The sequence below is a fragment of the Paraburkholderia megapolitana genome (assembly GCF_007556815.1).
Taxonomy (GTDB): Bacteria; Pseudomonadota; Gammaproteobacteria; order Burkholderiales; family Burkholderiaceae; genus Paraburkholderia; species Paraburkholderia megapolitana.
In genome coordinates this window covers 195,124-218,624 of the sequence record NZ_CP041745.1, presented here as the reverse complement: position 1 = coordinate 218,624, position 23,501 = coordinate 195,124, and the positions used below count along the sequence as shown (strand labels likewise).

16 protein-coding genes and 1 pseudogene are annotated in these 23,501 nt (G+C 64.5%); 11 read left to right on the top strand and 6 right to left on the bottom strand.

Going from position 1 to position 23,501, the window contains the following annotated elements; all coding sequences use genetic code 11:
• Positions 1-102: 102 nt before the first annotated feature.
• The 5 genes from FNZ07_RS14295 (at position 103) to FNZ07_RS14270 (ending at position 10,277) form a co-directional block, all read left to right on the top strand.
• A complete protein-coding gene (locus FNZ07_RS14295) occupies positions 103-1,314 on the top strand; it encodes an MFS transporter (RefSeq protein ID WP_091008984.1) in 1,212 nt (403 codons plus the stop codon).
• Positions 1,315-1,591: 277 nt separating this feature from the next.
• Positions 1,592-3,226, top strand: coding sequence for a collagen-like triple helix repeat-containing protein (locus tag FNZ07_RS14290; protein ID WP_091008981.1), 1,635 nt, complete (start codon positions 1,592-1,594; stop codon positions 3,224-3,226).
• 339 nt (positions 3,227-3,565) lie between these two features.
• Positions 3,566-5,872, top strand: a complete 2,307-nt coding sequence (locus tag FNZ07_RS34090; protein WP_249040676.1) for a collagen-like triple helix repeat-containing protein — start codon at positions 3,566-3,568, stop codon at positions 5,870-5,872.
• Positions 5,873-6,215: 343 nt separating this feature from the next.
• Positions 6,216-8,183: a collagen-like triple helix repeat-containing protein gene (locus FNZ07_RS14275; RefSeq protein WP_144269473.1), complete on the top strand. Its 1,968-nt coding sequence runs from the start codon at positions 6,216-6,218 to the stop codon at positions 8,181-8,183.
• 351 nt (positions 8,184-8,534) lie between these two features.
• The gene (locus FNZ07_RS14270) at positions 8,535-10,277 is read left to right on the top strand and encodes a collagen-like triple helix repeat-containing protein (RefSeq protein WP_091019535.1); all 1,743 of its coding nucleotides are present in this window, start codon (positions 8,535-8,537) and stop codon (positions 10,275-10,277) included.
• A 100-nt stretch (positions 10,278-10,377) separates the two neighbouring features.
• Here the strand turns inward: FNZ07_RS14270 and FNZ07_RS14265 are convergent, their stop codons facing one another.
• Positions 10,378-11,385: a cupin-like domain-containing protein gene (locus FNZ07_RS14265; protein WP_091019533.1), complete on the bottom strand. Its 1,008-nt coding sequence runs from the start codon at positions 11,383-11,385 to the stop codon at positions 10,378-10,380.
• 151 nt (positions 11,386-11,536) lie between these two features.
• Positions 11,537-12,682, bottom strand: coding sequence for a branched-chain amino acid ABC transporter substrate-binding protein (locus FNZ07_RS14260; RefSeq protein ID WP_091019530.1), 1,146 nt, complete (start codon positions 12,680-12,682; stop codon positions 11,537-11,539).
• A 608-nt stretch (positions 12,683-13,290) separates the two neighbouring features.
• On the opposite strand from FNZ07_RS14260, the gene FNZ07_RS14255 reads away from it, so the two are divergent.
• Together FNZ07_RS14255 and FNZ07_RS14250 are read left to right on the top strand one after the other, a co-directional pair.
• Complete coding sequence (locus FNZ07_RS14255) at positions 13,291-13,989, top strand: dienelactone hydrolase family protein (protein WP_091019528.1); 699 nt, start codon at positions 13,291-13,293, stop codon at positions 13,987-13,989.
• Positions 13,990-13,996: 7 nt separating this feature from the next.
• On the top strand, positions 13,997-15,484 hold the full coding sequence (locus tag FNZ07_RS14250) for an amidase (protein ID WP_091019525.1): 1,488 nt from the start codon (positions 13,997-13,999) through the stop codon (positions 15,482-15,484).
• A 54-nt stretch (positions 15,485-15,538) separates the two neighbouring features.
• On the opposite strand, the gene FNZ07_RS14245 is transcribed toward FNZ07_RS14250, so the two are convergent.
• The 3 genes from FNZ07_RS14245 to FNZ07_RS14235 all read right to left on the bottom strand — a co-directional run bounded on the left by FNZ07_RS14245 (position 15,539) and on the right by FNZ07_RS14235 (position 18,261).
• Complete coding sequence (locus FNZ07_RS14245) at positions 15,539-15,853, bottom strand: high-potential iron-sulfur protein (protein ID WP_091019523.1); 315 nt, start codon at positions 15,851-15,853, stop codon at positions 15,539-15,541.
• A gap of 142 nt (positions 15,854-15,995) precedes the next feature.
• Positions 15,996-17,102 (bottom strand): NAD(P)/FAD-dependent oxidoreductase, encoded by a 1,107-nt coding sequence (locus FNZ07_RS14240; protein WP_091019518.1) that lies wholly within the window; start codon positions 17,100-17,102, stop codon positions 15,996-15,998.
• Between the two features lie 181 nt (positions 17,103-17,283).
• Positions 17,284-18,261: an AAA family ATPase gene (locus tag FNZ07_RS14235; RefSeq protein WP_091019517.1), complete on the bottom strand. Its 978-nt coding sequence runs from the start codon at positions 18,259-18,261 to the stop codon at positions 17,284-17,286.
• A 281-nt stretch (positions 18,262-18,542) separates the two neighbouring features.
• On the opposite strand from FNZ07_RS14235, the gene FNZ07_RS14230 reads away from it, so the two are divergent.
• Both FNZ07_RS14230 and FNZ07_RS14225 read left to right on the top strand, forming a co-directional pair.
• Entirely contained in the window at positions 18,543-19,031 is a 489-nt protein-coding gene (locus FNZ07_RS14230) for a hypothetical protein (protein WP_091019576.1), read from the top strand.
• A 28-nt stretch (positions 19,032-19,059) separates the two neighbouring features.
• Positions 19,060-19,857 (top strand): endonuclease/exonuclease/phosphatase family protein, encoded by a 798-nt coding sequence (locus FNZ07_RS14225; protein WP_091019514.1) that lies wholly within the window; start codon positions 19,060-19,062, stop codon positions 19,855-19,857.
• Between the two features lie 10 nt (positions 19,858-19,867).
• Here FNZ07_RS14225 and FNZ07_RS14220 read toward each other — a convergent pair whose 3' ends face one another.
• Positions 19,868-20,845: an aldose 1-epimerase gene (locus FNZ07_RS14220; protein ID WP_091019511.1), complete on the bottom strand. Its 978-nt coding sequence runs from the start codon at positions 20,843-20,845 to the stop codon at positions 19,868-19,870.
• A gap of 277 nt (positions 20,846-21,122) precedes the next feature.
• On the opposite strand from FNZ07_RS14220, the gene FNZ07_RS14215 reads away from it, so the two are divergent.
• Together FNZ07_RS14215 and FNZ07_RS14210 are read left to right on the top strand one after the other, a co-directional pair.
• Positions 21,123-22,175: a LacI family DNA-binding transcriptional regulator gene (locus tag FNZ07_RS14215; RefSeq protein ID WP_091019508.1), complete on the top strand. Its 1,053-nt coding sequence runs from the start codon at positions 21,123-21,125 to the stop codon at positions 22,173-22,175.
• A 113-nt stretch (positions 22,176-22,288) separates the two neighbouring features.
• Positions 22,289-23,307 (top strand): annotated as a pseudogene (locus tag FNZ07_RS14210) (ABC transporter substrate-binding protein).
• The last annotated feature ends 194 nt before the right edge of the window (positions 23,308-23,501 follow it).

The window sequence follows — 23,501 nt, the reverse complement described above, 5'->3', positions numbered from 1 at the left end:
GATAGAATCTGACGTTCGCTTTCAGCGCGCTTACCTCGCGGTTTCCTCGCGGTTTCCTTTCTGTCCCGCGCGCCTGCTTCCCGCCAACGCAACGAGCTTCCCGTGTCCGATCGACCCTCCGATTTCCCCGCGCTCCCCGCCGCCCACAGCGCACTCCCCGCTGCCGAGCGCAACCGGGCCCGCAACGCCACGATGGCGTTGTTCTTCATCGCCGGGATGATGTACGCGTCGTGGGGAGTCCATGTGCCGACGGTGCGCGACCGCTTCCATCTGAACCCGGCACTGCTCTCGTTCGCGCTGCTGGCGGTGGCGGTCGGCTCGATTGCCGCGATGGCGACCAACGGACCGTGGATCGCCCGCGTCGGCTCGCGCCGTGCGTGCTTCGCTGGCGGCCTGACGATGTCGGTGTGCGCGGCGCTGATTCTGATCGTTCCTTCTTACTGGCTGTTGCTCGTCGTGCTGGCTGTCTTCGGTATGGGCATGGCGACGCTCGATGTGGCGATGAACGCGGAAGCGAGCGCCGTCGAAATCGCGCTGGGACGCCCGATCATGTCGACACTGCACGGCATGTTCAGCGTCGGCGGAATGGCCGGTGCGGCTGCAGGTGGGGCGCTGATGTCGCGCGGCATGGCGCCGCCCGTGCATCTCGCGCTTGCCGCGGCGGTGAGCGCACTGGTGCTGGTGGTTGCGTGTCCCTCGGTCCTGCCTCATGTGCCGCACGCCGAGCATCCGGACGCCCACACGCCGCGGGCCAATCGCTGGCGCTCGCCGGCGCTGTGGGCGCTCGGTATCTTCGCGCTGATCGCACTGATCGCCGAGGGCGCGATGTACGACTGGGCGACCGTCTATATGCGCGACATCGTGATCGCGACCCCTGCGGTGGCGAGCGCGGCCTACGCCGCGTTTTCTGGCGGCATGGCCGCCGCGCGGTTCGGCGGCGACGCCGTGCGGGCGCGCTTCGGGGCGCCGCAACTGGTCATGGCGAGCGCATCGCTGGCGTTCGTCGGTATGGTCGGCGCGCTCCTGTTGCCGTATCCGGTCACGGCGCTGGCCGGCTTTACGTTGATGGGGCTGGGGCTCGCTAACATGATGCCGGTGCTTTTTGCGGCGGCCGCGCGCGTCAAGGGCATTCATGCAGCCGAAGGCCTCGCGCATGTTGCCGGGCTCGCCTATTTCGGCATGCTGCTGGGGCCGGTGATCATCGGCGGCATCGCGCAGGTAACGAGCCTGCCGATCGGGCTGTCGGTCGTGGCGCTGTGCGCGGCACTCATCGCGATAGCCGGTCCGAGGGTGCTGCGGCGGCTAAAAATCTGACGGGGTAAACGCTAACGCCCTCGCGAGTCGCCGCAAATCGATCGCGCTTCGTCACGGTTACATCCCGGTTCAGGGCAGCACGCGCGTTACGTTACGCGCGGCTCAATCGAACGTTTGTTCCACACCACATCGCCGCGGCCACGAGCTTGTACCGTCGCGGCTGGCGCCCGCTTTCCCTTGATGCAGCTTGCTTAGCCGGCATCGCTCGATTCCGGACGAAATTGGCATAAGGTTTGCAGTTGACTCCCCACCAAGCTCTTTACGAGGGGAGGCAAACATGAAACGCCAATTTAAAATGACAGCAGTCGCTTTTTGCGTAACTTCAATGATCGCCCTGACGGGTTGCGGCTCGGCCGTCACCAAGCCAGGGGGCATCGGCGGCGGCGGGAACGGTGGCACAACGCCGACGCCCACTCCGACGCCAACACCTACACCGACACCCACGCCGACGCCTACTCCGACGCCGACGCCCACACCGACTCCGACACCCACGCCAACGCCTAGCGCCAACGCGGTCGGCAATGTCGTCCAGAAGACCAGCAACGTCATCACCGCCGCCGGCCAGACCGTTTCGGCGATTGGCAGCCAGATCGGCACCACGCCGATCCCCGGTGCCAACCCCGCGACCACTGCCGCGCTCGGCAACGTCGTCTCCAACCTCGGCGCCGGTGTCACCGCGCTCGGCACGGGCGCGGCCAATGGCCTGGGCCAGCTCGGCAAGGGCGGCAATCCGCTCGGCGTGACGCTTGCGAGTTCGGGCAACGTCGTCTACGACGCCGGACAGGCTGTTAATAATGTCGGCCAGCTTGTTACCAGCCTTGGGACCGGACCTACCGCACCGCTGAGTCCGCTTACGACTCCGCTGGGTGGCGTGGTGTCCACCGTCGGCAATGCGGTTAGCGGTCTCGGTACCCAGCTCGGCACCGCGATCTCCACCGGGCCGATCCAGCAGGTCACGCAGGCTGTCAGCTCGGCGATCACGCCGATTACCTCGACCGTCTCGGCGACCACTCAAACGATTGGCGATGCAACGGGTCTGGGGGCGCCGCTCAACGGCCTGCTCTCGACCATTGGCCATGGTCTGGATTCGGCCGGCAGCACGATCAGCGGAGCAACCGGCAATCCGATCGGTCAGAACCTCGGCAACATCGTCACCAAGGTCGGCGACACCGTTACCTCTGCGGGCGGTCTGCTGACCGCCGGGGGCACGGGCTCGAGCAATCCGCTCGGGCCGCTCACCGGACTGCTCGGTTCGCTGCCCGGTACGCTTACTGGCGGTCTGGGTGGCCTGGGTGGACTCGGCGGTTCCGGTACGGGTACGGGCTCCGGCTCTGGTGGTCCGCTGGCGCCTGTCACCGGGCTGCTCAACACCGTCACCGGAGCTGTTACCGGCGCGCTCGGTGGCAGCACCGGGCCGCTCGCGCCGGTTACCGGGTTGCTTACCAGCGTCACGGGAAGTTTGACTGGCGTGCTGGGCGGCATCGGCGGAACCGGTACTTCGGGATCGAATCCGCTTGCTCCTGTTACCGGGCTGCTCGGTACGGTCACCGGTGCGCTCGGCGGCGTAGCGGGCGGAGCTGGCGGTTCGGGCTCGAATCCGCTGGCGCCGGTTACCGGGCTGCTCGGATCTGTCACGGGAGCGCTCGGCGGCGTAGCGGGCGGCAGTTCGGGTTCGAATCCGCTGGCGCCTGTCACGGGACTGCTTGGGTCCGTGACCGGAGCGGTCAGTGGGGCAACGGGCGGATCGACAGGCGGCTCGAGCGGGACGGGTAGCTCGGCGGGTCTGGGCGGTCTGCTCGCGCCGGTCACCGGTCTGCTCACCTCGCTCACGGGCGGGCTGACCGGCGGCTCATCGTCATCCGGCGGTCTGCTCGGCGGACTTGGCTCGCTCGCCAGTACACCTAAGAAATAACAACAACGTCTCATCATCTCAGGGAGTGCGGCGGATCGATAATACGGTCCGCCGTTTTTTTTGTGCTGTGCTGACTGTCGAGTTGTGCCGAAGCCCGGCGGCTCTGCGTGGCGGACATCGTGCTGATCAGGCATGCGAGGTCGCTTCGCGTTACGTTACGCACCGCGTGTGGGGGTGCCTGTTCCGTGACACATCGAAGCCGGCGCTCAACGCTCTCGAACCATTGCGATCCCTTTCCCTTTATTCCACAGGCTTTGGCGGTTTGTGGCGCTTGCCGGAGAAATTGGCATAGCGCTTGCAGTTGACCCCCTATCGGTTTATTTCCGAGGGGAAAAAAGCATGAATCGCCAATTCAAAATGACGACGATCGCAATGTGCGTATCGTCACTGATCGCGCTCTCAGGGTGCGGATCGACTGTTACTAAACCGCTGGGAAGTGGCTCCGGTGGCGGAACCATCGGCACCGGCGGTGGAGGTGGTGGTACAGGTACCGGCGGTGGCGGGACGGGTACTGGCGGTGGTGGTGGGAAGACGCCGACGCCGACGCCTACCCCGACTCCGACTCCGACTCCGACTCCGACTCCGACTCCGACTCCGACGCCGACGCCGACGCCGACGCCGACGCCGACGCCTACTCCGACGCCTACTCCGACACCGACACCGACGCCTACTCCGACGCCGACGCCGACACCGACACCGACACCTACTCCGACGCCGACGCCCACTCCAACACCTACCCCGACGCCGACGCCCACTCCAACACCTACCCCGACGCCGACGCCGACGCCCACTCCGACGCCTACCCCGACGCCGACGCCCACGCCTACTCCGACGCCTACTCCGACGCCGACGCCGACGCCCACGCCTACTCCGACGCCGACACCGACGCCCACTCCGACGCCGACGCCGACGCCGACGCCCACTCCAACACCTACCCCGACGCCGACGCCGACGCCCACTCCGACGCCTACCCCGACGCCGACGCCGACGCCGACGCCGACGCCCACGCCTACTCCGACGCCTACTCCGACGCCGACGCCCACGCCTACTCCGACGCCTACTCCGACGCCGACACCGACACCGACACCTACTCCGACGCCGACGCCCACTCCAACACCTACCCCGACGCCGACGCCGACGCCCACGCCTACTCCGACGCCTACTCCGACGCCGACACCGACGCCTACTCCGACGCCGACGCCTACCCCGACGCCGACACCGACGCCCACTCCGACGCCGACGCCGACGCCGACGCCTACTCCGACGCCTAACGCCAACGCCATCGGCAACGTCGTCCAGAACACCGGCAACATCGTCACCGCGACGGGCCAGACCGTCTCGGCGATCGGCGGCCAGATCGGTCTCACGCCGATTCCCGGCGGCAACCCCGCGACGACGGCTGCGCTCGGCAACGTCGTCTCCAACCTCGGCGCCGGTGTCACTGCGCTCGGCAATGGAACGGCCAACGGTCTCGGCCAGCTCGGCAAGGCTACTGACCCGCTCGGCATCACCCTCGCCAGCTCAGGCAATGTCGTCTACGACGCCGGCCAGGCCGTCAACAACGTTGGGCAGTTAGTCACAAGCCTCGGCACTGGACCTACCGCACCGCTCAGTCCGCTCACCACGCCGCTCGGTGGGCTCGTCTCTGCAGTGGGCAACGCCGTCAGCGGTATCGGTACGCAGCTCGGTACCGCGATCTCCACCGGACCGATCCAGCAGGTCACGCAGACTGTCAGCTCGGTGATCACACCGATCACCTCGACCGTCTCGGCGACCACTCAGGCCATCGGTGACACGACTGGTCTCGGCGCGCCGCTCAATGGTCTGCTCTCGACCATCGGTCATGGTCTCGATGCCGCGGGCGCGCAGATCAGTGGAGCCACGGGCAATCCGATCGGCCAGAACCTGGGCAACGTCGTCACCAAGCTCGGTGACACGGTTACCTCGGCAGGTGGTCTGCTCACCTCCGGAGGCACGGGTTCGGGCAATCCGCTTGCGCCGCTCACCGGACTGCTCACCTCGCTGCCTGGCACGCTTACCGGCGCGCTCGGTGGTCTGGGTGGTCTGGGCGGTGGACTCGGCGGATCGGGTTCTGGCTCAGGCGGTGGACCGCTCGCGCCTGTGACCGGCCTGCTCAACACCGTCACCGGAACGCTCACGGGTGCGCTCGGTGGAAGTACCGGACCGCTCGCGCCTGTGACCGGCTTGCTCACCAACGTCACCGGGACATTGACCGGTGTACTGGGTGGCCTCGGTGGAGCAACGGGCGGCACCGGCGGAACCGGTTCGAATCCGCTGGCACCTGTCACCGGGTTGCTTGGATCTGTGACCGGCGCACTCGGTGGTGCAACCGGCGGAACGGGAAGCTCAGGCTCGAACCCGCTGGCCCCTGTCACCGGTCTGCTCGGGTCCGTGACCGGCGCACTCGGTGGCGCAACGGGTGGTTCGACCGGCGGCTCAGGCGGCACGGGAGGTTCAAGTGGAACGGGTGGGTCCAGCAGCTCCGGCGGTCTGGGCGCTCTGCTTTCGCCAGTCACGGGTCTGCTCAACTCGCTCACCGGCGGACTGACCGGCGGCTCGGGTTCCTCGACTTCCGGCGGACTGCTCGGCGGACTCGGCGCATCGACTACGCCACCCAAGAAATAACGACAGCAGCTCAACACGCCAGGGAGTACGGCGGACCGGTCACCCGGTCCGCCGTTTTTCTTTAGGGCTGCACCGACCGTCCCGCGGCACTCGCGGCCCATTCGCCCTGTATGACCGATACCGCATTCGCCGACGATACAAAGCCGCTTCGCGTTACGTTACGCACCGCGTATGCGAGCGCCTGTTCCACGACACATTGAGACTGGCAAGCTCCATCGACGGACTGCCACGATCTCTTTCCGTTGATTCCATTGGCCTCGGCGGTTTGTACCGGTTGCTGGAGAGATTGGCATAGCACTTGCAGTTGACTCCTCCACTAGATTCTTTACGAGGGGAGGCCAACATGAATCGCCAATTCAAAATGACGACGATCGCAATGTGTGTATCGTCACTGATCGCGCTGGCAGGCTGCGGATCGACCGTTACTAAACCGCTGGGCAGTGGCTCCGGTGGCGGAACCATCGGCACCGGTGGTGGTACAGGTACCGGCGGTGGCGGGACGGGTACTGGCGGTGGTGGTGGGAAGACGCCGACGCCGACGCCTACTCCGACGCCTACTCCGACGCCGACGCCTACCCCGACGCCGACGCCGACGCCGACTCCGACACCTACCCCGACGCCAACTCCCACCCCGACGCCAACTCCCACCCCGACGCCGACGCCTACTCCGACGCCAACGCCGACGCCGACTCCGACGCCTACTCCGACGCCGACACCGACGCCTACTCCGACGCCGACACCGACGCCTACTCCGACGCCGACACCGACGCCTACTCCGACGCCGACACCGACGCCTACTCCGACGCCTACTCCGACGCCTACTCCGACGCCTACTCCGACGCCTACTCCGACGCCGACGCCGACGCCGACACCGACGCCGACGCCTACCCCGACGCCGACGCCCACTCCGACGCCTACGCCTACGCCGACGCCTAACGCCAACGCCATCGGCAACGTCGTCCAGAACACCGGCAACATCGTCACCGCGACTGGCCAGACTGTCTCCGCGATCGGCGGCCAGATCGGTCTCACGCCGATTCCCGGCGGCAACCCCGCGACGACGGCTGCGCTCGGCAACGTCGTCTCCAACCTCGGCGCCGGTGTCACTGCGCTCGGCAATGGAACGGCCAACGGTCTCGGCCAGCTCGGCAAGGCTACTGACCCGCTCGGCATCACCCTCGCCAGCTCAGGCAATGTCGTCTACGACGCCGGCCAGGCCGTCAACAACGTTGGGCAGTTAGTCACAAGCCTCGGCACTGGACCTACCGCACCGCTCAGTCCGCTCACCACGCCGCTCGGTGGGCTCGTCTCTGCAGTGGGCAACGCCGTCAGCGGTATCGGTACGCAGCTCGGTACCGCGATCTCCACCGGACCGATCCAGCAGGTCACGCAGACTGTCAGCTCGGTGATCACACCGATCACCTCGACCGTCTCGGCGACCACTCAGGCCATCGGTGACACGACTGGTCTCGGCGCGCCGCTCAATGGTCTGCTCTCGACCATCGGTCATGGTCTCGATGCCGCGGGCGCGCAGATCAGTGGAGCCACGGGCAATCCGATCGGCCAGAACCTGGGCAACGTCGTCACCAAGCTCGGTGACACGGTTACCTCGGCAGGTGGTCTGCTCACCTCCGGAGGCACGGGTTCGGGCAATCCGCTTGCGCCGCTCACCGGACTGCTCACCTCGCTGCCTGGCACGCTTACCGGCGCGCTCGGTGGTCTGGGTGGTCTGGGCGGTGGACTCGGCGGATCGGGTTCTGGCTCAGGCGGTGGACCGCTCGCGCCTGTGACCGGCCTGCTCAACACCGTCACCGGAACGCTCACGGGTGCGCTCGGTGGAAGTACCGGACCGCTCGCGCCTGTGACCGGCTTGCTCACCAACGTCACCGGGACATTGACCGGTGTACTGGGTGGCCTCGGTGGAGCAACGGGCGGCACCGGCGGAACCGGTTCGAATCCGCTGGCACCTGTCACCGGGTTGCTTGGATCTGTGACCGGCGCACTCGGTGGTGCAACCGGCGGAACGGGAAGCTCAGGCTCGAACCCGCTGGCCCCTGTCACCGGTCTGCTCGGGTCCGTGACCGGCGCACTCGGTGGCGCAACGGGTGGTTCGACCGGCGGCTCAGGCGGCACGGGAGGTTCAAGTGGAACGGGTGGGTCCAGCAGCTCCGGCGGTCTGGGCGCTCTGCTTTCGCCGGTTACCGGGTTGCTCAACTCGCTCACCGGTGGACTGACCGGCGGCTCGGGCTCCTCGTCATCCGGTGGACTGCTCGGTGGACTCGGATCGCTCGGCACGACGCCGAAGAAATAACGGCAACGTATCAACACATCAGGAAGCAAGGCGGACCGGTCACCCGGTCCGCTTTTTTTTGCGAGCGTCGCTGATTGCTCTACGGCGCTGAAGCTCGACAGTTCCAGTTCTGCATGACAAGGCAAGCGCCGCATTCCCCAGGGACGCGAAACCGTTGCGCGTTACGTTACGCATCGCATACACGGCGGCCTGTTCCACGACACATTGCGGCCGGCGAGCCGAATCGACGGACTGTCGCGATCTCTTTCCGTTGATTCCATTGGCCTCGGCGGTTTGTACCGGTTGCTGGAGAGATTGGCATAGCGCTTGCAGTTGACTCTTCCACTAGATTCTTTACGAGGGGAGCCCAACATGAATCGCCAAATCAAAATGACGACGATCGCAATGTGTGTATCGTCACTGATCGCGCTGGCAGGCTGCGGATCGACCGTTACTAAACCAGGTGGTGCAGGAAGTGGCTCCGGTGGCGGAACCATCGGCACCGGAGGTGGGGGTGGAGGCGGAGGAACGCCTACGCCTACTCCGACACCCACGCCGACGCCTACGCCTACGCCCACTCCGACGCCCACTCCGACGCCTACCCCGACGCCGACGCCGACGCCTACTCCGACGCCGACGCCGACGCCTACTCCGACGCCGACGCCCACCCCGACACCGACTCCTACGCCGACGCCGACTCCTACGCCGACTCCTACGCCGACGCCCACACCGACTCCGACACCTACCCCGACACCTAGCGCCAACGCCATCGGCACCGTCGTCCAGAAGACCGGCAACATCGTCACCGCGACTGGCCAGACGGTTTCCGCGATCGGTAGCCAGATCGGACTCACGCCGATTCCTGGCGGCAACCCCGCGACGACCGCTGCGCTCGGCAACGTCGTCTCCAACCTCGGCGCCGGTGTGACCGCGCTCGGTAATGGAACGGCCAACGGTCTCGGCCAGCTCGGCAAGGCTACTGACCCGCTCGGCATCACCCTCGCCAGTTCAGGCAATGTCGTCTATGACGCCGGACAGGCCGTCAACAACGTTGGACAACTGGTCACGAGCCTCGGTACTGGACCTACCGCACCGCTGAGCCCGCTCACGACTCCGCTCGGTGGCGTTGTGTCGACCATCGGCAATGCCGTCAGCGGTCTCGGTACGCAGCTTGGCACCGCGATCTCCACCGGGCCGATCCAGCAGGTCACGCAGGCCGTCAGCTCGGCGATCACGCCGATCACTTCGACCGTCTCGGCGACCACCCAAACGATCGGCGATGCGACCGGTCTCGGCGCACCGCTCAACGGCCTGCTCTCGACCATCGGCCATGGTCTGGATTCCGCCGGCAGCGCGATCAGCGGGGCAACCGGCAACCCGATCGGTCAGAACCTCGGCAACATCGTCACCAAGGTCGGCGACACCGTCACCTCGGCAGGTGGCTTGCTGACCTCTGGAAGCGCGAGCTCGGGCAATCCGCTTGCGCCGCTCACCGGCCTGCTCACCTCGCTGCCCGGTACGCTTACCGGCACGCTCGGCGGGCTGGGTGGTCTGGGCGGTGGACTCGGCGGATCGGGTTCTGGCTCAGGCGGTGGACCGCTCGCGCCAGTGACCGGCCTGCTCAACACCGTCACCGGAACGCTCACCGGCGCACTGGGCGGCAGCACGGGTCCGCTCGCGCCTGTCACCGGTCTGCTCACTAACGTCACCGGAAGTTTGACTGGCGTGCTAGGCGGTCTCGGTGGGGCTACCGGAGGAACCGGCGGGACCGGGTCGAATCCGCTGGCACCTGTCACCGGTCTGCTTGGATCCGTGACCGGCGCACTCGGTGGCGCGACTGGCGGAACGGGAAGCTCGGGTTCGAACCCGCTCGCCCCCGTTACAGGTCTGCTCGGTTCCGTGACGGGCGCACTCGGTGGCGCAACGGGCGGAACAACCGGCGGCTCCAGTGGAACGGGTGGTTCAAGTGGCTCGGGCGGCCTGGGCGGTCTGCTCGCACCGGTGACCGGCCTGCTCAATTCGCTCACCGGCGGACTGACCGGCGGCTCGAGTACTTCGTCTTCCGGCGGCCTGCTCGGCGGACTCGGTTCGCTCGGCACGACACCCAAGAAGTAACGGCAACGTATCAACACTGCAGAAAGCACGGCGGACCGCTAACAACGGTCCGCCGTTTTCTTGAAGCGTCGCTATCGCCCAGCCAGACCCGCTACGCGACTCACAGCTCGTGATACGTCTCGTACGTCCTGCCGAAGTCATTACGTTCGAGGAAGTTCGTGAACGTCATCGTCACCGACGCGTCCAGCCCTTCGACGTAGTGCCACCAGCCGATCGGCAGGAACAACAGATCGCCGGGCTCGAGCGTACATTCGATCAGCTGCGCGTTCTGCAATGCCGGGAAACGTGTGAAGTCGACCGCACTGCCGTCCACCTGCGAGTAGCAATGCAGATGGTTATACATATGCGGCGTATCGCACAGCGGCACCAGCTTCACCTGCTTGCGGCCGATCACCTGCGCCATGAAATTGTTGGTCAGATCGTGATGGAACGGCGTCTTCGTACCGGTCGGCCCAAACCAGAAAAAGCCCTTATCCGGCGACTCCGCATCGAGATACGCGCGAATCGGCTCGACGTCCGACCATAAGTCCACCAACGCTTCACGATTGTGCGAGTTGTTGTTCGCCGTCATGTAGAAATCGTTGGTGCGGCCGCTGCGCTCGATCAGATCGACGTAGTCGCGAAAGCGCATCATGCGCTTGAGCTTCGGTTGATTGACCTCGTAGTTGGCATCGGCTTCGCGGCCGAACTGCACCTCGACCTCGCAATCGCCACAACGCTCGCGGAAGTAGTCGAAGCTCCACTTCGTGCGCGCGGGCCACGTATCGAACGTGCCGGTGATGATCACCGGCCGGTTCTGAAAGTAGTACTGCTCGAAGAATTCGTCGTGGGTCAATTTCTCGCGGCGCTCCACCGTGCCGCCATTCGCGCGCAGCCGGTTCAGCGTGCCGTACACCGACAGCATCCATTCGCGTTTTCGCAAACGATTGCGCAGTCGCGTACTGCCTAGCAGATAGGGACTCGCCAGCGCGGCCTGTACTTCGCGCGCGGCGTCTTCCGCGGCGAAGTCGTGTGAAACGAGCGCGGCCTGAAGTGCATCGGGCGGAACGTCGAGCAACAGGTTCTCGGCAATCCACCGACGCCATTCGTCGTCGATCGGGCGTGTCATTGCAGCCTCTCAGTCAGGTTGTTGTTCTGACGATAGCGTCTCACGCCGCCCACCAAAAGAAAAGGCACCCGGGGGTTTAACCCGGGTGCCTTTTTCGTGCTGCTTCGATGCCGCGCGACAGGTTCGACCCGCCGCCCGGCAACGTCGGGAATTACATCTTCACGACGTCAAGCACGGACTTCTTGCCGTTCTTGTAGTTGTACAGCGAGATCACGCCGTGCTGCAGGTCGCCTTTCGAATCGAACGTCGTTTCGCCAATCACGCCCTTGTAGTCGGTCGCAGGCATTGCAGCCAGGATCTTCGCCGGATCGGTCGAGTTAGCACGCTTCATTGCATCGACGATGATGTACACAGCGTCATACGTGAACGGTGCGTAGATCTGGATCGGCTGGCCGAAACGCTTTTCGTACTTCGCTTCGAACGCCTTGCCGCCCGCCATCTTTTCGAGCGCCATACCGGCTTCCGAGCAGACGATGTTGTCGGTAGCGTCGCCGGCGAGATCGGACAGCTTGTCGGTACACACACCGTCGCCTGCCAGCACCTTCGAGCGCAGGCCGAGCTGCTTGGCCTGTTTAGCGAACGGACCGCCGGTGGCATCCATACCGCCGTACATGATCGCGTCGGGGTTTTCGCCCTTGATCTTCGTCAGAATCGCGCGGAAGTCGACGGCCTTGTCGTTGGTCGCGTCATGCGACATCACGTTCAGGCCGAGCGCCTTGGCTTTCTTCTCGAATTCGTTTGCGAGACCCTGGCCGTAGGCGGTCGAATCGTCGACGATCGCGACGCTCTTCACCTTCAACTGGTTTGCTGCGTAGTTCGCGAGTGCCGGACCTTGCTGCGCATCGGTCGCGACCACGCGGTACGTCGTCTTGAAGCCCTGTTGCGTGTAAGCCGGGTTCGTTGCCGACGGCGAGATCTGCACGATGCCTGCATCGCTATAGATCTTCGAAGCCGGAATCGAGGTACCGGAGTTCAGGTGGCCCACCACAGCGACGACCTTGTCGTCGACGAGCTTCTGTGCAACCTGAGTACCGGTGCGCGGGTCAGCTGCGTCGTCTTGTGCGTCGAGTTGCAGCGTGACCTTCTGGCCGCCGATCGTGAGCCCCTTCGCGTTGATTTCTTCTACCGCGAGGCGTGCACCGTTTTCGTTGTCCTTGCCCAGGTGGGCAATGCCGCCGGTCAGCGGTGCGACGTGACCGATCTTGACGACCTCGTCCGCCACCGCGGTCGTTGCCATCGTAGCGAACAGCATGGCCGCAGCGCTGATCGGCAACAGCTTTTGAAGCTTGATATTCATGTAAGTCTCCAGTTTCGGTCCCATAAGCAACGTAATCGCCCTGTGCCCCCGCTCCATCCCTGCTTGTCCCGTGGACGATCACGCCGGATGCATCGTTCATGCACTTGGCCAGCACGTGTGTCGACCTGTTTGTGACAGGTGCCTACCCGTACTTGCGCGCAAGTGTAGGCGATCAAATTAATTTAGGGGATTTTTTTGGGAAACTGGGATCACTACCAATAGCGCTTATTCGATAAGCGCCCACGTAGAAACCCCAGTGATACACGGAAAGCACCAGCCCATGCGGGTTTCCGCCAGGTACCCGGTGCGCCGGATGCTCCGCCAACAGTCCAGCTAAAGATAGAGACGACAATACCGTTAATAGTTTGAATAGCCATTGCAAACACAAGAACAATTGATGAAAACGAGCGCGTGAGTGCGGTGCACTTCAATGGCGGGATGCCGGGATGTCGACAGTGCCAAAAAACGAATAAGCGAGATCGTTTCAATCCGCTTACGGGCACGACGGGGCGCATCGCGATCGGCCGGGCGCCCGCACTGCAAGGCCGTTCTTTTGATGGCACACTGACCAGCCCCGACATCAACCGCTTTTGTTCCAGGAGAACAGTGTGAGCACGACTTCGCGATGGATCGACATTCCGGCCGGCGCCGACAGCTTCGAAGGTTATCTGGCGCTGCCGCAGAGCGGCAAGGGACCGGCGGTCATCATCATTCAGGAAATCTTCGGCGTGAACAGCCACATCCGCACGGTGGCCGATCAGTACGCGGCCGACGGCTATGTCGCGTTTGCGCCGGACATCTTCTGGCGCACGCAACCGCGCGTCGAGCTGACTTATGCCGGCTCGGACCGCGATAAAGGTATCGAACTGATGCAGAAGACCGATGTCGGTCTCGCGGTCGCTGATATCGGCGCAAGCGCTGCGGCGCTGCGCGCGCGGCCTGAAGTGACCGGCAAGATTGCGGCGATCGGCTATTGCTTCGGCGGCCGGCTCGCTTACCTCGCAGCAGCGCAGGGCACGGTCGACGCAGCGGTCGCGTATTACGGCGGCGGCATCCAGAACGCGCTCGACGAAGCTTCGAAGATCAAGGTACCGATCCTGTTCCACTACGCCGAACTCGATCACGGCATTCCGTTGTCGGCGGTCGGTGAAGTGAAAGAGCGTTTCGCCGGTCGCGACGACGCCGAATTCCATGTGTATGCCGGCGCGGACCACGGCTTCAACTGTACCGACCGCGCGTCGTACAACCAGCATGCGTCGGCGCTTGCGCACGGCCGCACGCTGACGTTCCTCGGCGAACGGTTGTAAAGCCCGCGTGCAAGCGGACTACCTCGCGCACGACGCAACCGGCCTCGCCGAACTGATCCGCACGCGCGAAGCCAGCGCGCGCGAGTTGCTCGACATCGCCATCGCGCGTGCCGAGGCAGTCAATCCGGCGATCAATGCGATCGTCCTGAAGGACTACGACGCGGCGCGTCAGCGCGCCGCGCGCCTTGAGGCGAATGGCGCCGGGCAGGGGCCGCTCGCCGGTGTGCCGTATCTGATGAAGGATCTCGGTGCGGCGATGGCGGGCTTGCGTCTGTCGATGGGTAGCCGCCACTTCCGCCACTACGTTCCGACGGAAGACGCACCGATCGTCGCGCTCACGAAAGCGGCCGGACTGAACATCTTCGGCAAGACGAATACACCCGAACTCGGCCAGATGCCGTACACGGAACCCGAACTATTCGGACCGTGCCGCAACCCGTGGAGCCTCGATCACACGCCCGGTGGATCGAGCGGTGGAGCGGCGGCGGCAGTGGCCGCGGGCATCGTGCCGCTCGCGCATGCGGCAGATGGCGGCGGTTCGATCCGCATCCCGGCATCGTGCTGCGGGTTGTTCGGACTGAAGCCGTCGCGCGGTCGCACGCCTGGAGCAGGCGATCCGCTGCCCGGCGATATGGGCATCGATCATGCAATCTCGCGCAGCGTGCGCGACAGCGCACTGCTGCTCGATCTCACATCGGGCAACGCGCACCTGCCGACGGGTGCGCCCGGCACGTTCGTCGGCGCGCTGAAGGAACCGGTCAAGCCGCTGCATATCGGCTATCTGAGCGAAGCGATGTTTGCGCCCACGCTGTCCGGCGACGTGCGCGCCTCGCTCGACGACGCGGCGCAACTGGCTGCATCGCTGGGACACCATATCGAACCTGTGTCGTCCGGCGTCGATTTCATCGCCGCACGCGATGCATTCCTCGCAGTGTGGTCGGTGATCGCAGAAGATGCCGTACTGAATGCCGAAAGTGTCTCCGGTCACAAACCGGTGAAATCGGACTTCGAAATCGCCACGTGGGCAATGGCGCACATCGGTCGCAAGTTCGGCGCGCGCACACTGGCCGGCGCACTTGAAACACAACGTCGCATCACCACCCGGGTCACCGACCTGCTGTCGCGCTATGACGTGATCCTGTGCGCGACGCTCGCGTCCGCGCCGATCAGGATCGGCGAGATGAAGCCGACATCGTGGGAGCGCCTGCAGATGCGCGCGGTCACCGCGATCCCGCTCGAACCGTTGATGCGCAAGATGCTCACGGAAGCATCGAACAAGGCGTTCGCGTGGGCCGGCTGCACGGAGCTGTTCAATATGACCGGGCATCCGGCCATGTCTGTACCGCTGTACTGGAATGCGCGCGGGTTGCCAGTCGGCGTGCAGTTCGCAGCGCGCGAGGGCGGCGAAGCGACGTTACTGCAACTCGCGGCACAACTGGAAGCGGCGCGCCCGTGGTTCGACCGGCGGCCGCCGTTAATGCCTGCGCGTGGGTGAACCTGTCGCGGTTCCGCATTCACGCCACGCGCAGCCAGCGCTGCCCTGCTGGAATCAGGCCTTCTTGTTATAGGCGCTGCACCAACCCTTGCTGGATACCTGCTTGCCACCGAACATCGGACAGGCACCCCAGGGATCGGCGGCCTTGCCCTGGTAGAAGCTGCAGTTGCCGCAATCCTGGCCGGCGGCGTACTTCGCATACTTCGCCTTGTCGACCTTGGTGGCGTCTTCCTTGTAGCCGAGCGCCTGCGCGGTCGGATCGGCTTCGGTCACTTTTGCGGCATCGGCTGCGAACGCCTGGCGGGACAACGCGAGCGTCGACGCAACGCCGATGCTCGTAATCAAAAACGTACGACGGGATGACTTCATGGGGACTCACTCCATTCTTATTGAACTGACGCCGTTCTGACGACGACGCTCCCCAAGCATAGCAACGAAGCGCCCGTGCGTGCTCGCTCAAATGACAGAGATAAACGAATCGCTACTGCGACACGCGAGCGCAGGCACGCGGTTATGCGTAGCCGGTAAGTTCGCAGACGCGTTGCGCGATTGCTAGCGATGCCGTCAATCCCGGCGACTCGATTCCGAACAGATTCACGAGCCCACGCACACCGTGCGCGGCCGGTCCCTGGATCAGAAAGTCAGCGGCGGGTTCGCCCGGGCCGGAGAGTTTCGGCCGGATGCCGGCATAGGCCGGTTGAAGCGCCGCATCGGGCAGTGCGGGCCAGTACGCGCGGATCGCGGCATAGAACGAGTCCGCTCGATGCGGGTCGACGTCGTAACCGATCGCGTCGACCCATTCGACGTCGGGACCGAAGCGCGCCTGGCCGCCGAGATCGATGGTCAGATGCACGCCGAGTCCCGCGTCGTTCGGCATCGGATAGATGAGGCGGCTAAACGGCGCGTGACCCGACACGCTGAAGTAGTTGCCGCGCGCGAGAAATAGCGGCGGCACATGTCGCGCATCGAGCCCGCGGATGCTGCGCGCCAGTGCGTTCGCGTACAACCCTGCGCTGTTCACGACGCAGGCGGCGCTGATTGTGGTCGGTGCCGCGCCGCCCACTTTGACGATGAACCGCCCGTTGCTTGCTTCGATTGATTCGACCGGCGCATGAAACGCGCACACCGCGCCGTCGCGTTCCGCATCGCCCTGCAGCGCAAGCATCAACTGATGGCTGTCGACGATCCCCGTTTGCGGCGAAAACACCGCCGCGACACAGTGCAGCGCAGGTTCGAGCGCCTGCGCTTCCGCGCCACTGATCCGCAGCAGATCGAGCACGCCGTTTTCCTTGCCGCGCGCCGCAATGCTTTCGAGCTGTGGAATCTGGTTAGGCGAAGTTGCAACGAGCAACTTGCCGCACCGCTGATGCGGTACGCCGCGTGCCGCGCAATATTCGTAGAGCAGTTCGCGACCATGCACACACAGCGACGCTTTTAGCGAACCGCGCGGATAGTACAGCCCCGCATGGATCACTTCGCTGTTACGCGAACTGGTGCCGACGCCGATCGCTTCCGCCGCTTCGACGACGATCACTTCGCGTCCGCGCGCCGCCAGCGCGCGCGCCACGGCGAGGCCGACTACGCCCGCGCCGATCACTACACATTCGATCTGATCCATGGGTCTCGCAGCGGCGCTACGCGCCGCGCTTCGTCTCGCTCAGTTGCTGCCTGGCTGCTGGATGGGAACTGGGTGTGGCCGCGAGCGACACAAACGCCCTACAACGCGCTGTGTGTCGCCGCGAACCTCATCCGCATTTGTCGAAATTGTACGACGCGGAACAAAAGAGACGCAGAAGCGTTCAGAATCCGATCGGCTTGCGGCGCGAGCCGTAGTCGAGACGAATGTCGTCGGGTTCGATCTGCTCGTGACCGGCAATCCGCGCCGCGCCGAATCCGTTGAGGATCGCCCGGCGCATTTCGCGCGGTGACGCCTGGGTCAGCGCGTCGAGTGTCCGGTCGTCGAGTTGCGTCGGAAAACGCACGCCCCAACCGTGTGCGGTGCGAATCTCGTCGTAGATCGCCTGCGCGATGCGGCGCGCGCCGTCGCGATCGGGCGGCGGAATCTCGTACACGTTCATGCGGTTCAGGATTGGCTCGGGAATCGCGCGTTCATCGTTTGCCGTCGCGATCCAGATCACGTGGCCCGCGTTGATCGGCACTTCGGCGAATTCATCGATGAAGGTCTGCGCGGTATCGTGTTCGAGCAACGCGTACAGCGCGCCCAGCGGATCGTATTGGGAATCGCCGGTGGCCTTGTCGATTTCGTCGACCACGATGACCGGATTCGCGTAGCTGCCGTGCACAAGCGCGTCGAACACCTTGCCCGGTTTCGCGTTCTTCCATTGCGACGATGCACCCGAGAGTATCCAGCCCGCCGTCAGCGAACTCATCGCGATGTAGTGATAGGCAGTGCCCAGCAGTCGCGCGAGATGCTTCGCAAAATGCGTCTTGCCGATGCCAGGATCGCCGAGCAGCAGGATCGGCATCAGCTCGAGCCGGTCCTCGGTTTCGATGCACAGCGCGACCTGGCGGCGCACATCGTCGAGCGGCTCTTCGAAGTTCGGCAGCGCGCCGATCAGATCGTCGATCGATGGCATTCGGTTCGGCTTGACGCAGAAGCGCAGGTTACCGATCTTCAGCATCTTCTCGTACGTCGTGCGCAACGCGTCGTTCGCACCATCGCCAAGCTCATTCAGCGCGGTCTCGATCCGGTCGAGATCGTAGACCTTGCTGAACGACGCCACGGCGATTTCCTGCTTGATCATGGCGGTCGTCATCGTTCACCCCGTCGTGCTGGACCCGCCGGTGCGGCATTTTTGCGCACCGTTACGAGTCAGTGTAGCGATGCACAATCTGCACGCAAGCGAGCAGCCGCATGGGTTTGCTGCTAACAGGCACAGCGCATGCTCTCTTTGGTCGATACGAATTCCCGTCAGCAACTGAAATGCACTCTTGCAGAACCCGCCACTCGATTGGCTGTCAGAGAACCGTTATTGCCATAAGGCGTAAGATGAGCGCCTGTTCCATCGCCGGAATTCAGGCGCCGGAGATCGTTCTCATGTGGAAAACCAGTATCGTCGCCGTGCTGTTCGGCACTGCGTTGCTCGCTCATGCGCAGGAGTCTGCGCAGCCGGTCGTGCAATGGCAGTTGCAGGTGGTGCGCGACGGCCAGCAGATCGACGCATTCGACGGTACGACGACCGTCGGCCAGGCGCGCACGGACACGCATCATCATGTCGTGCAACACAACGTCGGCTGCAAGGATCAACCGGGCGGCAGCATCGATCTGTCGCGCACGCTCACTGTGTCGCCGACCCAGGCCGACGCGAACACGGTGACGCTCGCCATCGACGCACAGGAAACCCTCGAAGACGACAGCGCGCAGCAAACCAGCGAAGGTTGCAAGTTGCCGCCGCAACCGCGCGTCGTGAACGCCAGTCATCCCGGCCTGCAGGTCAAGACTGGTGAATGGACTACATGGACGATCGTCGACAAGAGTCCGACGCTCGCCTACCGGGTACGCGCGAGTCTCGCGAACCACTCATGACATCGACAAAAGACGTGGACAACGCGGCATGCGAAACCCCGAGGATCTGATTCGCGACATCGCGCAGCCGAAAGACTTCATTGCGGTGAGCTGGAACCTGCACAAGGGTCGCTCGCCGCTCGGCTTCCAGGCATGGCAGGCGATGCAACGCTGGGTGCAGTCGACTCACGCCGATGCGTATTTCCTGCAGGAAGCGATGGCTCGGCGCATGCCGGCGCCGGTGCTGTCGAGCACGTTCGGCGCGCCGCTTACCGATCCAGCCGATGATGTCTGGCACTGCCAGGCCACCGAAATCGCCCGCGCGCTCGAACTCGAAATCGCGCTCGGGCCAAATGTGTTCAAGCCGTCATGGCGTCACGGCAATGCGATCCTGTCGCCGCATCCGCTCGACCTCGGCGGACGTTGGGACATTTCCGCGCATCGCTTCGAGCGGCGCGGCCTGCTGGTTGCGCGTGCAACGTTCGCGGGTCACTCGGTGACGCTGCTGTGCGCGCATCTTGCGCTCACGCGCGCGGCGCGGCTGCGGCAGATGAACTGGATCGCACACTGGATCTCGAAGGAAGCGCCGAGCGGGCCGCTCGTACTGGCCGGCGATTTCAACGACTGGCGCAACGACTCGGTGCCGCTGTTCGGCGAGCACGGGTTGCATGAAGTTGCCACGCTGCTGGGCGAAGCGGGGCGAACATTCCCGGCGTTTTCGCCGGCGCTCGCGCTCGACAAGATGTTCGTGCGCGACATGAAACCGATCGAATGGATTCCGCCGGCCCAGGAAACGGCGTGGCTGTCGGATCATCTTCCGTATATGGCGCGCCTGCAGGTCGGTTGAATCCGGCTCATCAGAAACGCTGCGGCGTCCACACGATGCGTGCGGTAATCGCTTCGCCTGGCATCAGCACCTGGCCGCCTGCGTGCTCGGGTGTCTCACCTGCGTTGAACGAGTCGGTCGTGTTCGTCACCGGCTCGACGCACAGCAAATCTTCGTTCGCCGGCGCGAACACCACCAGATGATCGAATGGCGCTTCGGCCGTGAGCGTGAGGCGCCGGCGCTCGTCGGTCCACGTCACGATCGCCTCGTGTGCCCAGCCCGCAAAATTATTGTCGAGATCGAACGCATCGGCGGACATGCCGTGGCGCAATGCATCGACGGCCGGGTGCGGGCCCAGATGCGTCGGCAACACGTCGCGGTCCGCGTGCCACATCGCCTGCACCTGCGCATGCACCTGCGTGTTCGGTGTGCGCGGGTAATACGGGTGATGCCCCATACCGAATGGCATCGGCCGATCGGAGCGGTTGTGCGCGCTCAACGTCAGATGCAGCGCGCCGCCGATCAACTCGATACGCTGCTGCGCGTCGTAGCGAAACGGCCAGTCGCCGCGACGCCGCACGTCCGGCACGTGTTCGAAATGCAGTTCGAGCGCGCTCGGTGTGCGTGTACCGACCCGCCACGCGCGACGCCAGGCGTGACCATGCAGCGCGTGCGGAAAGCGATTGCCGTCGCCGGCGAGGTCGACCGTGCGTCCCTCGAATTCGAAACGCGCGTCGCGAATGCGGTTACAGTACGGAAACAGTGGGAAGCTGCCCATTTGCAGCGGATCACCGGCGTTAAGCGCAGATTGCGTCGCTGGCCGGAACCAATGTAACGGGCCGGCAGTCGAGACATCGTAGTACGACGCAATCGAGCCACCGATATGTGGTGCCACCGTCAACCGTGTGTCGCCGCTCGCCAGTTCGATCAAGGCGGCGTCGGCGTGCGGCGCGCGGGACGGCGCGGCGCGGGGAACAGATACGGCGGTACTCGAAGATGCGTCGCGCATGGTCGGATAGAAACGGCGGTTGAGGGTCAGAAACGACCCGGCGCGACTGAGAATCGCACGACACAGCGGGATTGGTCAATATTATTAGTAATAAATTGTCATATGTTTCCAGTACACGGCGGCGCCCTGTAGAGCCATTTAGACGGGTTTTGGCGCGTTGCCGGGCGCATATTATTAGTGTTACCGTCAATCCAGCCGGTTTCCCGGCATTTCCTGCTCTTGCCGCCGCGCCCGCGCGGACAGCCTTATGAAGAAATCGACTCAACGCCGTCCTACGATGACTGACATCGCCAAGCTCACTGGCGTGTCCCAATCTTCAGTCTCACTGGTGCTGAACAACGCGACGGGAGCCAAGTTCTCCGAAGCCACCCGCAACAAGGTGCTGAAGGCGGCCCACGATCTCGGCTACCGGCTCGCGACGCGCGCACCGGTCGCGCCATCCAAGGACGAACGCAACCTGATCGTCTACCTGGCCGACGAGATCTCGACGAGCCCGCACCCGGTCGTCAACATCGACGGCGCGCGCGACGCGGCCTACGCGAACGGCAAGATGCTCGCGGTCTACTCCACCCACGGCAACGCCGACATCGAACAGCAGGTGCTCGACACCGTGCTCTCAAGCCCCAACGTGTTCGGCGTGGTCTACGCAACCGTGTACACGCGCAAGGTCAGCCTGCCGGCTGCGCTGTCGCGCGTGCCGACCGTGCTGCTGAACTGCTACACGAGCGAGGGAGGCCAGTCGTCGGTGGTGCCGGCCGAGGTGGCGGGCGGCCACATCGCGACCGAATACCTGCTGCGCGCCGGCCATCGGCGGATCGGCTACATCAACGGCGAGCCGTGGCAGGACGCGTCGAAAGACCGGCTGAAGGGCTACCGCACGGCGCTCGCCACCGCCGACCTGCCGTACACGCCCGAGCTGGTGCGCGACGGCGACTGGAGCTCCGGCACCGGCTTCGAGCAAACGTTGTCGTTGATGCGAGAGCCGAATCCGCCGTCCGCGATCTTCTGTGCAAACGACCTGATGGCGCTCGGCGCAATCGAGGCGCTCAAGCAGCTCGGCCACCGCGTGCCGGAGGACGTTTCGGTGCTCGGTTACGACGACCAGGAGATTGCGCGTCACACACATCCGGCACTATCCACCGTCGTGCTGCCCAACTACGAGCTGGGCCGCTGGGCCGTCGAAACCCTGCTGCAGGAAGAGCACAACCGTGCCGCCGGTGCCCCGGTGCGGCACCGCATGGTCAAACTCGATGGGCCGTTGGTCGAACGCAGCTCGGTGAGGGTAATTACCGAGGTAGAACAGCCCGTGATTAATATTATTAGTGATTGACCAATAATAATTTCGGGTGGAATAATCGGCGGGTCCGGGAATCTTCGCGTGGGGATGCGCCGGACCGCAACATCACAAAAGCACAAGCAACCCACCAGGCACTGGAGGAAGACATGTCGTCGCACAATCGGCAATTGAGCCGTCTACGGGTTCGCCCGCTGGCCGGATCGTTTCAGGTACTGACACTCGCATTGACACTCGGTCTCGGGCGGCCGCGGCACATGCCGACGACGCGCTCCCCAAGCTGCCGAACAAAACCCCGCTGAAAGTCGGCTTCGCGCAGACCGAAAGCAACAATCCGTGGCGGCTCGCCGAAACGAAGAGCTTCAAGGACGTCGCCGCAAAATGCGGCTGGCAACTGGTGATGACCGACGCCAACAGCTCGAACTCGAAGCAGGTGTCCGATATTCAAAGCATGATCGCGCAGCACGTCGATCTGCTCGTGTTCCCGCCGCGCGAAGAAAAGCCGCTCGCACCGGTCGTGTTGCAGGCGAAGAAGGCCGGCATTCCGGTGATCCTCGTGGATCGCGATGTCGATCAGTCGGTGGCCAAAGCGGGTCGCGACTACATCACGTTCATCGGTTCGGACTTCATCGATCAAGGCCACCGCGCCGCCGACTGGCTCGTCAAGGCGACCGGCGGCAAGGCGAAGATCATCGAACTCGAAGGCACCACCGGCGCTTCCGCAGCCAACGATCGCAAGAAGGGCTTCGACGAAGTCATCGCGAAGAATCCGGGCATGCAGATCATCGCGTCGCAAAGCGGCGATTTCGCGCGTGATAAAGGCCGCCAGGTCATGGAGACGTTGTTGCAGGCGCATCCTGACGTGACCGCGGTATACGCGCACAACGACGAAATGGCGCTTGGTGCGATTGCCGCGATCAAGGCAGCCGGCAAGCAGCCGGGCAAGGACATCCAGATCGTGACGATCGACGGAACGAAGGGCGGCATGGACGCAATCGCCGCCGGCGAACTCGGCGCGAGCGTGCAGTCGAGCCCGTTCTTCGGTCCTCTGGCTTGCGATGTCGCGCAGCGCTATGCGAAGGGCGAAAAGATTCCGACGTGGGTGAAGGTCTCGGATCGCTTCTACGACAAGAGCAACGTGCAGCAGAGCATGCAGTACGGCTATTGATCGAAACGTAACGAGGTAGCGCGGGGCCGGCGTGCAACGCGACCCGCTCCGCGGTTCACGGGCAGTGCGTGAGCGGAGAGCGTCGAGCGCTCCGCTGACGGGAAGGTTGGAAGCGGCGCGCCCGCAACAGGCGTAGAGCATCGCGCGGGCCGCCGCTTCGCTTTGTCCGGCGTACCATCATCTTGCGGCGCGGC

Excerpts from the sequence above, each read along its gene's own strand:
- FNZ07_RS14290 (WP_091008981.1), top strand. The coding sequence starts at position 1,592 with ATGAAACGCCAATTTAAAATGACAGCAGTCGCTTTTTGCGTAACTTCA.
- FNZ07_RS34090 (WP_249040676.1), top strand. The coding sequence starts at position 3,566 with ATGAATCGCCAATTCAAAATGACGACGATCGCAATGTGCGTATCGTCA.
- FNZ07_RS14275 (WP_144269473.1), top strand. The coding sequence starts at position 6,216 with ATGAATCGCCAATTCAAAATGACGACGATCGCAATGTGTGTATCGTCA.
- FNZ07_RS14270 (WP_091019535.1), top strand. The coding sequence starts at position 8,535 with ATGAATCGCCAAATCAAAATGACGACGATCGCAATGTGTGTATCGTCA.
- FNZ07_RS14265 (WP_091019533.1), bottom strand. The coding sequence starts at position 11,385 with ATGACACGCCCGATCGACGACGAATGGCGTCGGTGGATTGCCGAGAAC.
- FNZ07_RS14260 (WP_091019530.1), bottom strand. The coding sequence starts at position 12,682 with ATGAATATCAAGCTTCAAAAGCTGTTGCCGATCAGCGCTGCGGCCATG.
- FNZ07_RS14245 (WP_091019523.1), bottom strand. The coding sequence starts at position 15,853 with ATGAAGTCATCCCGTCGTACGTTTTTGATTACGAGCATCGGCGTTGCG.
- FNZ07_RS14240 (WP_091019518.1), bottom strand. The coding sequence starts at position 17,102 with ATGGATCAGATCGAATGTGTAGTGATCGGCGCGGGCGTAGTCGGCCTC.
- FNZ07_RS14235 (WP_091019517.1), bottom strand. The coding sequence starts at position 18,261 with ATGACGACCGCCATGATCAAGCAGGAAATCGCCGTGGCGTCGTTCAGC.
- FNZ07_RS14230 (WP_091019576.1), top strand. The coding sequence starts at position 18,543 with ATGTGGAAAACCAGTATCGTCGCCGTGCTGTTCGGCACTGCGTTGCTC.
- FNZ07_RS14225 (WP_091019514.1), top strand. The coding sequence starts at position 19,060 with ATGCGAAACCCCGAGGATCTGATTCGCGACATCGCGCAGCCGAAAGAC.
- FNZ07_RS14220 (WP_091019511.1), bottom strand. The coding sequence starts at position 20,845 with ATGCGCGACGCATCTTCGAGTACCGCCGTATCTGTTCCCCGCGCCGCG.
- FNZ07_RS14215 (WP_091019508.1), top strand. The coding sequence starts at position 21,123 with ATGACTGACATCGCCAAGCTCACTGGCGTGTCCCAATCTTCAGTCTCA.